The organism is Pseudomonas sp. DWRC2-2, assembly GCF_049897885.1.
Taxonomy (GTDB): domain Bacteria; phylum Pseudomonadota; class Gammaproteobacteria; order Pseudomonadales; family Pseudomonadaceae; genus Aquipseudomonas; species Aquipseudomonas azotoformans_A.
The window spans coordinates 1049109-1062129 of the sequence record NZ_JAFCXD010000002.1; the positions used below are offsets into that span (position 1 = coordinate 1049109).

General features: G+C 59.3%; 15 protein-coding genes. 8 read left to right on the forward strand and 7 right to left on the reverse strand.

The genetic code is table 11. The features are described from left to right. Positions 1 to 13 precede the first annotated feature (13 nt). The gene (locus tag ACP7EW_RS13460) at positions 14 to 739 is read right to left on the reverse strand and encodes an ABC transporter permease (RefSeq protein WP_426217565.1); all 726 of its coding nucleotides are present in this window, start codon (positions 737 to 739) and stop codon (positions 14 to 16) included. Next, on the reverse strand, positions 736 to 1662 hold the full coding sequence (locus ACP7EW_RS13465) for an ABC transporter ATP-binding protein (RefSeq protein ID WP_426217567.1): 927 nt from the start codon (positions 1660 to 1662) through the stop codon (positions 736 to 738). The genes ACP7EW_RS13460 and ACP7EW_RS13465 overlap by 4 nt, the downstream gene beginning before the upstream one ends. Before the next feature lie 219 nt (positions 1663 to 1881). Here ACP7EW_RS13465 and ACP7EW_RS13470 point away from each other — a divergent pair, with 219 nt between their 5' ends. Next, positions 1882 to 2868: a hypothetical protein gene (locus ACP7EW_RS13470; protein WP_426217569.1), complete on the forward strand. Its 987-nt coding sequence runs from the start codon at positions 1882 to 1884 to the stop codon at positions 2866 to 2868. Between the two features lie 113 nt (positions 2869 to 2981). Beyond that, entirely contained in the window at positions 2982 to 3455 is a 474-nt protein-coding gene (gene greB / locus ACP7EW_RS13475; protein WP_038848564.1) for a transcription elongation factor GreB, read from the forward strand. Positions 3456 to 3500: 45 nt separating this feature from the next. Here greB and ACP7EW_RS13480 read toward each other — a convergent pair whose 3' ends face one another. Next, positions 3501 to 6011 (reverse strand): ABC transporter permease, encoded by a 2511-nt coding sequence (locus ACP7EW_RS13480; RefSeq protein ID WP_426217571.1) that lies wholly within the window; start codon positions 6009 to 6011, stop codon positions 3501 to 3503. After that, positions 6011 to 6694, reverse strand: coding sequence for an ABC transporter ATP-binding protein (locus ACP7EW_RS13485; protein ID WP_038848570.1), 684 nt, complete (start codon positions 6692 to 6694; stop codon positions 6011 to 6013). Before ACP7EW_RS13485 ends, ACP7EW_RS13480 begins: the two co-directional genes overlap by 1 nt. Before the next feature lie 10 nt (positions 6695 to 6704). Here ACP7EW_RS13485 and ACP7EW_RS13490 point away from each other — a divergent pair, with 10 nt between their 5' ends. From ACP7EW_RS13490 to ACP7EW_RS13500, 3 genes are all read left to right on the forward strand, one after another. Beyond that, complete coding sequence (locus ACP7EW_RS13490) at positions 6705 to 7310, forward strand: arylesterase (RefSeq protein WP_038848573.1); 606 nt, start codon at positions 6705 to 6707, stop codon at positions 7308 to 7310. Between the two features lie 58 nt (positions 7311 to 7368). Beyond that, complete coding sequence (locus ACP7EW_RS13495) at positions 7369 to 7662, forward strand: hypothetical protein (protein ID WP_010211879.1); 294 nt, start codon at positions 7369 to 7371, stop codon at positions 7660 to 7662. Positions 7663 to 7735: 73 nt separating this feature from the next. Beyond that, positions 7736 to 8704: a L,D-transpeptidase family protein gene (locus ACP7EW_RS13500; protein WP_078047546.1), complete on the forward strand. Its 969-nt coding sequence runs from the start codon at positions 7736 to 7738 to the stop codon at positions 8702 to 8704. Positions 8705 to 8825: 121 nt separating this feature from the next. On the opposite strand, the gene oprI is transcribed toward ACP7EW_RS13500, so the two are convergent. Beyond that, entirely contained in the window at positions 8826 to 9077 is a 252-nt protein-coding gene (oprI, locus tag ACP7EW_RS13505; RefSeq protein ID WP_003172710.1) for an outer membrane lipoprotei OprI, read from the reverse strand. Between the two features lie 613 nt (positions 9078 to 9690). On the opposite strand from oprI, the gene ACP7EW_RS13510 reads away from it, so the two are divergent. Next, positions 9691 to 9972 carry a GNAT family N-acetyltransferase gene (locus ACP7EW_RS13510; RefSeq protein WP_003189869.1) on the forward strand — a complete coding sequence of 94 codons (282 nt, stop codon included), beginning with the start codon at positions 9691 to 9693 and terminating at the stop codon, positions 9970 to 9972. 64 nt (positions 9973 to 10036) lie between these two features. Here the strand turns inward: ACP7EW_RS13510 and ACP7EW_RS13515 are convergent, their stop codons facing one another. Next, positions 10037 to 11113, reverse strand: a complete 1077-nt coding sequence (locus ACP7EW_RS13515; protein ID WP_016975370.1) for a 3-deoxy-7-phosphoheptulonate synthase — start codon at positions 11111 to 11113, stop codon at positions 10037 to 10039. Between the two features lie 131 nt (positions 11114 to 11244). Continuing rightward, positions 11245 to 11679, reverse strand: coding sequence for a PilZ domain-containing protein (locus ACP7EW_RS13520; RefSeq protein WP_033901460.1), 435 nt, complete (start codon positions 11677 to 11679; stop codon positions 11245 to 11247). Between ACP7EW_RS13520 and ACP7EW_RS13525 the strand changes: the two genes are divergently transcribed. Together ACP7EW_RS13525 and ACP7EW_RS13530 are read left to right on the forward strand one after the other, a co-directional pair. Beyond that, positions 11678 to 12064: a thioredoxin gene (locus ACP7EW_RS13525; RefSeq protein ID WP_038848579.1), complete on the forward strand. Its 387-nt coding sequence runs from the start codon at positions 11678 to 11680 to the stop codon at positions 12062 to 12064. The two genes, ACP7EW_RS13520 and ACP7EW_RS13525, sit on opposite strands and share 2 nt — an antisense overlap. Continuing rightward, positions 12061 to 13014 (forward strand): putative 2-dehydropantoate 2-reductase, encoded by a 954-nt coding sequence (locus tag ACP7EW_RS13530; protein WP_426217575.1) that lies wholly within the window; start codon positions 12061 to 12063, stop codon positions 13012 to 13014. The genes ACP7EW_RS13525 and ACP7EW_RS13530 overlap by 4 nt, the downstream gene beginning before the upstream one ends. Positions 13015 to 13021 lie beyond the last annotated feature (7 nt).

The following is a 13021-nucleotide window of genomic DNA, read 5'->3' on the forward strand; positions in this document are numbered from 1 at the left end:
AGGATTTCCCTTCTCAGCTGTGTTTGTAGTTGAGTGTGACTATCGTCGCAGCGAGAAAGGCGAGGATCATGCTGATGAAGTAAAGCGTGTCACGGAGTGTGAGTCTCCCATCGTCGATATTGCTGAATCGCAATGTCGGGCTGAGTGCGGCCAAGCTATCAATCAAACCAATAGGGGCTTGGTGTTCAAGTGCGTCCAGGATGGAAGAAAGTCCACTGGCTGTCAGAAGCAGGCCAAGGGTCAATATGAAAATGACAGTGCGCTGGCGTACAAATGCACAAATAAAGCAACCCACGGACAGGTAACTGCCTGCCAACAACCAACTCACAAAAAATTGCGAAGCAATAACGCTGTTATCGGCCCTGCCCAAGTAGTTGGCGATGATGACAAGAGGAGACATCAGAAACAGGGTTGCACCTGCTACGAACCAGGCGGCCAGGAATTTTCCGATCACCCATTCATAGGTTGTGATGGGCATGGTTTTCATTAGCCCGAGAAAGCCTGTACTGGACTCATCCGCCCATAGTTGCGTGGCCAAGGCGGGAATCAGTAGTAAATACAGCCAGGGGTGAAACTGGAAGAACACCTGCAAGTCACTGATGTTTTGTTCCGGCCACGGGCTTATGTACTTTCCCAATGCCACGGACAGTATGAGAAAGACGGCAATGTGTAGGTAAGTACTGGGTGTGCAGGCATAGCTGGCGAGCTGACGCTTGAAAATAATAGGTAATAATTTCAACGGGGCGCCTCCTGGCTCAGGTGGTGGACCACATCATTCAGGCGACCTGGTTCCAGGTTTAACGAGTTGATTTTCCAGCGGCGACTGGCAATCAGCGTATTGATATGGGGATAGATGGTGTGTCCCGGCATGGCGAGAACGGTCACCGTGCCGGGGGCATGTCGATGTTCTTCGATGCCGGCCACGCCGGGCAGGACGGCCAGGGCCAATAGGTCTAATGGTGTGTCCGCGGCCAGGGTGACGGCCTGGAAATGACGTGAGTCGCGTTGTAGATCGGGCAGCGGGTTATCGGCGACCAGGCGACTGCCTGCTATGACTAACGCTCGGGTACACACGTCAGATAATTCATCGCAGTGGCGAGAAGCGATGATGACCGTCATTTCTTGCGTTAAAGATTGGATGAGCGACCGGAACGCATATTTTTGATCAGGTGCAAGTCCTTCGGTGGGGTCATCCAGCAGCAACAGGACAGGGCTATGCACGATGGCCTGCGCAAGGGCAACTTTACGTTTCCAGCCGATGGAGAGGGCATCGAGAGGCGCATCGAGCACGGGAAACAAATCCAGTCGTGCGATGACCTGTTCCAGCCGCGAGCGCTTTTCGGCGCCGTAGAAGCCGCGAACGGCAGCGATGAAGCCAAGGAACGCTTTGACGGACATCGTTGGATGGCCGAGGTCCGTGGACAGTTGATAACCAACGAGTTGCCTTGCCTTAAGTGCATGGATTTGTATATCGAAACCCTGGACCTTTATATAGCCGCTGGAGGGCTGTGTTGAACCGGCTATTAAATCGAACAGAGTTGTTTTGGTCGAATGATCTTGCCCGAATAATCCCACGCATTCTTGTGGATTGGCGATGAACGAAAAGTCGCTGAGTACAGCTGTGTTACCCGTGTGTTTTGTCAGATTGCTTATTTCGATCATTTTTTTACCGAAAAAGTTTGGTATGACGTAGGGGGCGTGAAAAAAGGGTACGGGTAACGCTCGCTTTTGGGAACGTCGATAATGCTTAATAAGAGAAGTCCTACGTGCGGGTTGGGCAGGCCGCTGAAGCAATGTGTTAGGTTTCGGAATGTCCAATTTTCGAATGTTTATTAGTTGTTTATATAAACTTTCTGCACTGCATAATGAGGCCTGAATACCATGATGCTGCTACGTACCCTTGTTCTTGAGCGTAATGGTCAAGATGCTCCGGTTAATGGTGCATTGCTCTGTGGATTTGCCGTAGGTCAGACGGCCTCCAACTTTCTTGTCTATAGCCTGGACGAGGAAGTGGAGCCGGAAAGTTCCAGGGTCTATATCGCCGCGTTACGTAAGAAAGTTGATCGGTATTTCCTGGGCGGGGTTGAGTCCAGGGAGGATCTGCAGTTGGCATTACATGTGTTCAAGCAGATTCTGACGTTGGCCGCTTCGGGAATGAAGGCCGGCGGGGTGACGGAAACCCAGGTGCCCTATCATTTTGTCGATTTGAAAGGCTGCAAGCTGCCGCCTGCCAGGCCCGAGGACCATCATTCGGTGATCATCAAGAAGGCGCTGGTGATGAAGGTGATCACCCTGGGCATGTCTGCGCCGACGCTGCCGGCGATCGAAAGCGCTTCAGTGATCGTACCGTCCATTCGTTTTTCGTCGCAAATGAGCTCATCTCCCAAGGCGATGAATCCTTCCGAGCCTGTCCCTGCGCCTGTGCATGAGCATTCCGTTGAGGAGATTCGACAACCCCCTGCCGAGGTCCCGTTGATGATGGCGCAGGCCGCAACGCCCATCCAGCCGGAGCCCGATGTGCCGACACCTCTGAAACGCCCTCCGCCAGCCGACCACAGTACATTGTTCGAAGTGGACAGCACGTTGACCAACCTGGCCCGTGTTGCTCAAGAGCTGACCCAGCAAAAGCTGGCAGCCATCGAACAGGAGTCTGTACTTGAGCAATGGCAGGCATGCTTGCAGCAAGAGCAGAAACAGTTGGATGAGAAAGCTCGAGAACTGGAGCGGCGCACCACTCAACTGCACGATCATTCGCTTGCGGTCAGCCAGAGAACCGAGGCCCTGAAAGTGATGACGTCGCAGGTATCGGGTTTGCGGCAGAGCCTGCGGGGTGTGCTGCTTGAGCTGGATCAGGCGTTGGATGGCTAGACTGGCCTGGCTACTTTCCCGGGTTCATTTATCATCAACGCCAGCCAGCCGACGCCTGGGCTTTAAACTCAGGCGGATCGGCACCTATGGACATTGCCACGGGATGCAAGCGTTTGAGTACCAAGCTGATTACCAAAGAAGGCCATGAAGCGCTGAAGAAGGAGCTGGATTACCTGTGGCGTGAAAAGCGCCCGGACACCACGCGCAAAGTGACCTGGGCGGCTTCGCTGGGAGATCGCAGCGAAAACGCCGATTACCAGTACAACAAGAAGCTGCTGCGTGAAATCGACCGTCGTGTGCGCTACCTGCGCAAGCGCCTGGAGGACATGCGCGTTGTGGAATACATGCCTGAGCAAGAGGGCAAGGTGTTCTTCGGCGCCTGGGTAGACATCGAAAACGAGCAGGGTGAGACCAAGCGTTTTCGCATCGTTGGCTATGATGAGATTTATGATCGGATGGACTACATCTCCATCGACTCACCCATGGCCCGTGCGTTGTTGCGCAAGGAAGTGGACGATGAGGCCGTCGTGCAGACCCCGGGTGGAGACGTGTGCTGGTGGATCACCGGCATCGAATATGTGAAGTAAGTGAGGTCGGCCCGCGTTCAGTGATGAACGCGGGCCGACCAAGTTTCAACCTTCGCGTAGCACGGTCAACGGGCTGGCGTTGAGTGCGCGGCGAGTGCCGAATACACCGGCACTGCCGATCAATACGGCGCCAATCACCGGTAGCAGCAACAGCCAAGGGTGAGGCTGCCAGGCCAGGTCGAACGCATAGCGATACAGCACAAAGGTCACCAACTCGGTCCCCAGCGCTGCGAGCAGTCCACTCACGGCACCCAGCAGACCGAACTCGATACGCCTGGCCTTGACCAGCAGCTTGCGTTCGGCGCCCAGTGCACGTAGCAGCGCCCCCTGGCGGATGCGCTCATCCAGGGTGGCTTGCAGGCCGGAGAACAGCACCGCCATCCCTGCCGCCAAGACAAACAGCAGTACGTATTCCACTGCCAGGGTCACCTGGGCAAGGATACTGCGCAACTGCTCCAGCAGCGCTTCGACCTGCAGGATGGTTACCGCCGGGAAGGCTCGGGACAGGTCGACGATTTGCTGGTCGTGTCCAGGCGCCAGGTAAAAGCTGGTCAGGTAGGTGGCGGGCAGATCCTTCAAGGTACCCGGTTGGAAAATCATGAAGAAGTTGGGCTGGAAGTTATCCCAGTTGATGGTTCGCAGGCTGGTCACCCGCGCTTCACGGTTTTCCCCGCCTACAGTGAACACCAAGTGATCATCGAGCTTGAGCTTGAGGCTTTCCGCCACCTTGGCCTCGACCGATACGCCGGGGATTTCATCGGTAGGTTGCTGTGACCACCATGAACCGGCAGTCAGGGCATTCCCCGGTGGCAGGTCGGCGGCCCAGGTCAGGCTCAGGTCGCGTTGCACCGCGCGATCGCCGCTGGAGTCCTTGCTGACGATTTCCTGTACGGGCTCGCCATTGATACTGATCAGGCGACCTGGCACCACCGGATACAGCGGCGCGGACTGCGCTTGCAGTTCCAGCAGGCGGGCGCCAAACGCGTCCTTGTCAGCCGGCAGGATATTCAAGGCGAAATAGTTGGGGGCGTCCTTGGGCAGCTGGTTTTGCCAGGTGTCGAGTAACTCGCCACGCAGCAAGGCGATCAAACCCATGGAGAGCAGTATCAAACCGAACGCCAGGGATTGACCGGCCGCCGCCAGCGGGTGACGCAACAATTGCCCCAGGCCCAGTCGCCAGGGCAGCGAGGCGCGCGCCAGCAGACGGCGCAGGCTTTGCAACAGCAGCAGGAGCAAGCCGCCGAGTACCAGTGCAGCCACCACGCCACCGCCGAGCAGGGCGAAGGTCAACACCAGGTCAAGGCTCAGGCGCCACATGATCAGGCCCAAGGCAAACAGTGCCGCGCCATAGACCATCCAGGTGCTGGAGGGGATCGGTAGCAGGTCGCGACGCAAGACGCGCAGCGGTGGCACGCGACCCAGTGCAGCCAGGGGCGGCAGGGCGAAACCGGCGAGGGCGACCAGCCCGGTGCCGATCCCGGCGATTGCCGGTAGAAGCCCGCCGGGTGGCACGTCCGATGGCAGCAAGTCATGGAGGAAATAGAACAGGCCAAACTGCGCCAACCAGCCGAGCAGGGCGCCGGTGAGGCTCGCCAACAGCCCCAGCACACTCAGTTGCAGGCTGAACAGCAACATGGCTTCGCGTCGCGACAGTCCCAGGCAACGCAGCAAGGCACTGGCGTCGAAGCGTCGGGTGGCGAAGCGATTGGCCGACAGTGCCACGGCCACACCGGCCAACAGCACGGCCACCAGGCTGGCCATGTTCAGGTAGCGCTCAGCCTTGCCCAGGGCGCCGCCGATCTGCTGGTTGCCATCCCGTGAATCCTGCAGGCGCTGGTTGGCGGCGAGCCCCGGCTTGACCAGGTCACGATAGGTTTGCAGCACGGTGCTGCCCTGCGGCCCGCGCCAGAGTTCGCGGTAACTCACGCGGCTGCCGGGCTGCACCACACCGGTGGCGTCCAGGTCTGCCAGGTTGATCATCACCCTGGGCGTGAGGCTGTAGAAGTTGCCGGCGCGGTCTGGCTCGTAGGTCAGCACGCGGGCCAGGCGCAGTGTCTTCATGCCCACATCGATGCTGTCGCCGACCTTGAGGTCCAGCGCCGTCAGCAGCCGTGCTTCCACCCAGGCTTCACCGGGTTTTGGTCCGCTGCCCGGGGTTTCATCGCCAAAGGGGGCAGCCGCGCTTTTCAGTTCACCGCGCAGTGGGTACTGCTCGTTGACGGCCTTGATGCTGGAGAGCTGGATGCCATTATCCGTGGCAATGACGCTGGAGAACTCCACCACGCGGGCGTGATCCAGGCCCAGCTCGGTGCCGGACTGGATTTGCTCGGGACGGGCAGGCGAGCTGCCTTCGAGTACCAGGTCAGCGCCGAGGAATTCGGTGGCGCGCAACAGCATCGCGCCGTTGAGGCGCGCGCCGAAGTAACCAATGGCGGTACTGGCGGCGACGGCCACCAGCAGGGCGAAGAACAACACGCGCAATTCACCGGCGCGGGCATCGCGCAGCAATTGGCGCATGGCAAGGCTGAACAGGCGCAACAGCGGCAAACGTGCCATCAAGGCTCCAGGGGCGCGACCATCAGGCCGGCTTCAAGGCGGATCAGGCGTCGGCAACGGTGGGCCAGGCGCTCGTCGTGGGTGACCAGCACCAGGGTCGTGCCGCTTTCTTGGTTGAGTTCGAACAGCAGGTCGCTGATGCGCTCGCCGGTGTGGCTGTCGAGGTTGCCGGTGGGCTCATCGGCAAACAGCACGTCCGGTTCTGCGGCAAAGGCGCGGGCGATCGCCACCCGTTGTTGCTCGCCACCGGAGAGTTGGCGGGGCGAGTGGGTCAGGCGTTTGCCCAGGCCGACGCGTTCCAGCAGGTGCCGGGCACGCTCGCGGGCGTCTTTGCGGCCATCCAGTTCCAGCGGCAGCATGACGTTTTCCAGCGCGTTGAGGCTGTCGAGCAATTGGAACGACTGAAATACGAAGCCCACGTGCTCGGCACGGATGCGCGCGCGCTGGTCTTCGTCGAGGGTACTCAGGGCTTGCCCGGCAAGGGTCACTTCGCCGCTGCTGGGCAGGTCGAGACCGGCGAGCAGGCCGAGGAGGGTGGATTTGCCGGAGCCGGAGCTGCCGACGATAGCCAGGCTATCGCCCTTGTTCAGTTCCAGGCTCAGTTCGTGCAGGATAGTCAGTTCACCTTCCGCGCTGGGAACCACTTTGCTAAGGTTCCGCGCGGTGAGAATGCTTGCGCCCATGGAGAATCCGATGCGAATGTGGTTTTTGAGTGCTGGCCTGGCCTTGATGTGCATGGCCCAGAACGCAGCGGCGGGTACAGTCCTGATCGTTGGCGATAGTATCAGTGCCGGTTTCGGCCTGGATACCAGCAAAGGGTGGGTTGCCCTGTTGCAGCAACGGCTCAAGCAGGAAGGTTTCGACGATAAAGTGGTCAATGCTTCCATCAGTGGCGATACCAGTGCCGGAGGCCTGGCGCGGCTGCCGGCGGCGCTTGCAGAGCATAAGCCGGACGTGGTGGTGATCGAGTTGGGTGGTAATGATGGCTTGCGTGGCCAGCCGCCCGCTCAATTGCAACAAAATCTTGCGTCGATGATTGACCAGTCCAAGGCCGGCGGCGCCAAGGTGTTGCTGTTGGGAATGCAGCTGCCACCCAATTATGGCCCGCGTTACACCACCGCGTTTGCCGAGGTCTATGGCGTGCTGGCCAAACAGAAAAACGTCCCGCTGGTGCCGTTTTTCCTTGATGGCGTGGGCGGGCATCCGGAGCTGATGCAGGCTGATCAACTGCACCCGGCGGTCGGCGCCCAGGGCAAGTTGCTGGAAAATGTCTGGCCGACGCTAAAACCGCTGCTATGACGCTTTTCTACCGGCAGGCTTTCGGCTAAGGTGGCGCCCCCCCGATTTGGAGCCCCTGATGTCGCGTCCTGCCTGGTCCCTGTTTAACTACCAACTGATCGAGCCGGACGAGCAGCTGGATCTGTTCGCCTGCCAGGAAGTGCGGGTGCATCTGGTGGCGCGTCAACTGGAACTGGGCGGCTCCATCGATCGCACGCTGTGCGGCACGTTATTGCCTGCGCAACCGCGTTGGTCGCGGGTTGATCGTTCGATCTTCCAGGACCAGCGCCTGTGCCCTTTGTGCCGCGCCATCCTGGAATCCCAGAAGCGCGGTACGCCGCCGATCTGGCCGGAGCTGCGTTTCGAGTTGTAGGGGGCAGCTAGAAGCGCGCTTCACGTATACAATCGATGTTTACCTACCCGTCGTTCTGCGAAGGATTTACCGGATGTTGTCGCGCCTTTCCGTCGTCACCTGCTGCCTGTCTCTCGCTGCCCTCTGTGCGGCCGGTTCGGCGTCAGCCCTGCAGTTGCCCTTGCCACCACCGGGTGAAGACATCGTCGGCCAGGTCCAGGTGATCAAGGCCAAGTACGAAGACACGTTTGCCGACCTGGGCACCACCTATGACCTGGGCTATTCGGAGATGGTGGCGGCCAACCCGGGCGTGGATGCCTGGTTGCCGGGGGCAGGCACCGAGATCGTGTTGCCGACGCGCTTCATCCTGCCGCCGGGCCCGCGCGAAGGTATTGTGATCAACCTGGCGGAATACCGACTCTATTACTTCCCCAAGGGCCAGAACGTGGTCTACACGTTCCCGTTGGGGATCGGCCGTGAAGGCTGGGGGTCGCCAATCGCCCACACCAGCATCATTGCCAAGACCCCCAACCCGACCTGGACGCCGCCCGCGTCGATCAAGGCCGAGCACGCTGCCAACGGCGACCCGCTGCCCAACGTGGTGCCGGCCGGTCCGGACAACCCGCTGGGGCCGTTCAAGTTCACCCTGGGCACGCCGGGTTACCTGATCCATGGTTCCAATATGAAGTTTGGTATCGGCACGCGTACAAGCCACGGTTGTTTCCGCATGTTCAACAACAACGTGCTGGAGATGGCGGGCATGGTGCCGGTGGGGACGTCGGTGCGCATCATCAACGATGCCTACAAGTTTGGTCGCAGTGGTGGCAAGGTCTACCTTGAAGCGCATACGCCATTGAATGATGACGGGACGCCGTCAGTGGTCGACAAACACACCGCCGTCATCAATGCCTTGCTCAAGCGTGAAGACTTGGCCAACCAATTGCGCGTGAACTGGGACCAGGTGCGTGACGTAGTGGCGGCGGAAGATGGTTTGCCGACGGAAATCGGCGTGCCTGGCGCAGCCTCGGTGGCCGCCAGTGCGCCGATCGATCTGCAGCAGTAACGTTGTGTGATCAACAGCCCGCTACGGCGGGCTTTTTATTGCCCGCGATTCAGGTGCAAACCCCAGGCAATAAAAAGCCGACCCATAAATGGATCGGCTTGATAACAACCCCGAAGGATTATTACTTGCGGCTAGCTTTTTCAAGCATACGCAGTGCGCGCTCGTTAGCTTCGTCAGCAGTCTGTTGTGCTTTTTGAGCAGCAGCCAGAGCTTCATCAGCTTTACGGTAGGCTTCGTCTGCACGGGCCTGGGAGCGAGCTGCTGCGTCTTCAGTTGCAGTCAGACGAGCTTCGGTTTCTTTGGAGACGCTGCTGCAACCGGTAGCCAGAACTGCGGCCAGAGCCAGAGCAGAGAATTTCAGAACGTTGTTCATCGTGTTCCCCTTCAAGGACTTTCTATTAGATGGCTAGTTCGCCCAGGGTGAGCTAATAGCCGGCGTACATACTACCCATTACTTGTAGTAAGTAAACTGACGTAGCGCAAGAAGCAAAAAAAATTCTCGCGCCGAATCTATTTTGGCTAATCTTTTGGAGGTTTGTATAAAAACCGTCCAATTTTTTTCAAACAGGCGAAAATTGGATCCAGGCTGAAAGGGCCGGCCCGCATGTGTTAAGCCTTGTAAATAGATGAAAATTTATATATCCAAGCTGACACTTACGTTCAGCCTGGCTTTGCTTTGCCCGGCATCTTTTGCGCATGTAGAGGTGACTTTAAGAGCGCCTGTTCGTCTTAAGGTTCAACTGCCGGCAATGTTCAGGCTTTCGGTCCCAGGTTGATCGGAGCCCTTTCTATATCCACCAGCGGCAGGGGATGACGAGCGCGCCTTGAGCAATTTCAGGATTGGTGCCTACTATTCCCTACGTGCTGGTTGTAAACGCTCAGGGTTTTCTCGTTGTCGAAACCGGCACGGGGTGGCGTAGATGTTCCTTCGCCGGACAAACATCGGTAAGGTAGGGGTCAGAAACCAAGACCCGCGAGGAGTAGTGATGAGCGAGGCGTTGTCCATCCACCATGACCAGGCTGGTCATCAGTTCGAGACCAATGTGGACGGTCATCGTGCCTATCTGACCTATATGGACCTCGGCAAACAGACCCTGGATATCTATCGGACCTTCGTGCCCAACGCACTGCGGGGCCGTGGGATTGCGGCGGCATTGACCGAGGAAGCCCTGAAGTTCGCCGAAGAGGCAGGCTATACGGTGATCCCGTCCTGCTCCTACGTAGAACGTTACATGGAGCGCCACCAGCGCCATGCCGCAAAGCTGTAAACCGTAAACAGCACCATGAAAAACGCCGGGCTTAGCCCGGCGTTTTTGTGTGCGCAGTTTAAAGTCAGGTGCGTTTGCGTTTAGGCAGAACGTCCTTGAGCTTGGCATGCATGCTGCGCAGGGTGTTTTCGGTAGCCGCCCAGTCGATGCAGGCATCGGTGATCGACACGCCGTACTGCAAGTCGGCCAGGTCTTTTGGAATCGCCTGGCAACCCCAATTCAGGTGGCTTTCGACCATCAGGCCGATGATCGACTGGTTGCCTTCCAGGATCTGGTTGGCGACGTTTTCCATCACCAGCGGCTGCAAGGCCGGGTCCTTGTTGGAGTTGGCGTGGCTGCAGTCGACCATGATGTTCGGCTTGATCTTGGCCTTGTTCAGTGCCTGCTCGCACAGCGCAACGCTGACCGAATCATAGTTGGGCTTGCCGTTGCCGCCACGCAGCACCACGTGACCGTAGGCGTTGCCCTTGGTGGTGACGATGGACACGCCACCTTCCTGGTTGATCCCCAGGAAACGGTGCGGGCTGGAGACCGATTGCAGCGCGTTGATCGCCACGGTCAGGCCGCCGTCGGTGCCGTTCTTGAAGCCCACGGCCGAGGACAGGCCGGACGCCATTTCACGGTGCGTCTGGGATTCAGTGGTGCGTGCGCCGATGGCCGACCAGCTGATCAGGTCCTGCAGGTACTGCGGGGAGATCGGGTCCAGGGCTTCGGTGGCGGTGGGCAGACCCATCTCGGCCAGGTCCAGCAGCAACTGACGACCGATGTGCAGACCGTCCTGGATCTTGAATGAGTCGTCCAGGTACGGGTCGTTGATCAAGCCTTTCCAGCCCACAGTGGTACGCGGTTTTTCAAAATAGACGCGCATCACCAGGTACAGGGTGTCGGACACTTCCGCCGCCAGCACTTTGAGGCGCTCGGCGTACTCGTGGGCAGCCTTCAGGTCGTGGATCGAGCAAGGCCCGATGACGACGAACAGGCGGTGGTCGGTGCCGTCGAGAATGTCACGGATGACTTCGCGGCCCTTGGTGACGGTCTGCAGGGCAGCGTCGCTCAAAGGAATTTCGCGCTTGAGCTGATCGGGCGTGATCAGGGTCTCGTTGGATTCGACGTTTAGGTCATTGATCGGTAAATCAGCCATCGTGTTACTCGTCAGGGTCACGGGTGCCGGCCGCCAGCCATCCCCGTGCGGCGGAGCACAGCATGATTTGAATGCAGGGGGGAGGAACCTTAGCGCGTAACACGGGCCCGCGACAATGGGCAAAGCCCGCTTTAATCCAGCGCTGGCGCCACAAAGGCCTCATGGGAGAACTCGCTGGCATGGCGCGATACCCACTCACGGGCCAGGGCTTCGAGTTGCTGGGGTGTCGGTTCGGCGTCTTCGTGCTGGCGGCAGTAGCGCTCTATCCGGCATGCTTGCTCACCCATCCGTGCACCGAACAGCGCATGTTCATCGGTAAACGCGACACCGACGCGGTAGCCATTTTCCACCTTGCGGCACCACGCCACATAGCCTGGATAACGCGCGCTGGCGCCCAGGGAGGGAATAAGCAGATCAACCGCCGTGCCTTCGCGCCAGGCGCGTGGCCAATGGCAGGCGATGCCGCCCAGGCCGACAGTGTGCAGCCGTTGGCGGGGGATGGCAGGAGAGGGGCGTTGGATTAACTCGACAGCGACATCATCAGGGTGAGGTAAAAAACGACCCATGTACACGGACTCCGAGCACCGTCCAATTGACGGCGGTGGCAGCAGTATAGTGAAGGAACTGGAATTGACCGACCTGGATATTGACCAGCAATTGCTGGGATTGCCAGGTATTTCGCTGGTTGTGTTTACCAGCAGTGGGTGTTCCAGTTGCCGTTGGGCGCGCCAGCAGTTACCCGGCTGGTCACTGCCGGTGGACCGCGTGTGCTGGGTGGATGCCGGGCACAACGGTGGCGCGGTCGAACGCTACCAGATCTTTCATTTGCCGGCGTTGTTCGTGGTGTGCGAGGGTCAATTCCTCGGGCAATTGCAGACGCGTCTTACGCGTGCTGACCTGAACGACTCTATCCACCAAGCGCTTACCCGCACTCCAGAGGATCTGCCATGACCGTACAATCACCCCGCATTGGCATCATTGGCACCGGCGCCATCGGTGGCTTTTACGGTTTGATGCTGGCGCGCGCCGGTTTCGACGTGCACTTCCTGCTGCGCAGTGAATACGCGGCGGTCAGCGAGGAGGGCCTGCACCTCAACAGTACGGTGCATGGCCCTTTGCACCTGCACCCGGTGCAGGCGTATGCCCGCGCCGCCGATATGCCGCCGTGCGACTGGCTGCTGGTGGGTACCAAGTCCACCGGCAACGTCAACCTGGCCCCGACCATTGCCCAAGTCGCCGCGCCGGACGCCAAGGTGGTGTTGCTGCAAAACGGCCTCGATGTCGAAGACAGCCTGCGTGAACACTTGCCTTCGTCGCTGCATCTGCTCGGCGGCCTGTGTTACATCGGCGTGCACCGTTCTGCCCCCGGCGTGATCGAGCATCAGGCGTTGGGCCGGGTCAACCTGGGTTATCACAGTGGCACGGCGGCCAATGACGAGGGCGCGCAAAAGGCGATTGTCGAAGCGGGCGCCGCGCTGTTTCACGCGGCCGGCATCGAGTCCCAGGCCATGGCCAATGTGCATCAGGCCCGTTGGCACAAACTGGTGTGGAACGTGCCCTACAACGGCCTCTCCGTGTTACTCGGTACGAGCACCACGGCGATGATGGCCGACGAGTCCAGCCGCGAACTGATCCAGGCGCTGATGGCTGAAGTGGTACAGGGGGCTCACGCCTGCGGCCATGAAATTCCCAAGAGTTACGCCGAGCAGATGTTCACCATGACCGAAACCATGGACGACTACCTGCCAAGCATGTACCACGACCATGTGCACAAGCGCCCGCTGGAACTGGCGGCGATCTACGCCCGGCCACTCGCTGCCGCCAAGGCTGCCGGTTGCGAGTTGCCGCGGATGCAGGCGCTTTACCAGGCCTTGAGTTTTATTGATCGGCATAACCGCTGAGTCGAGG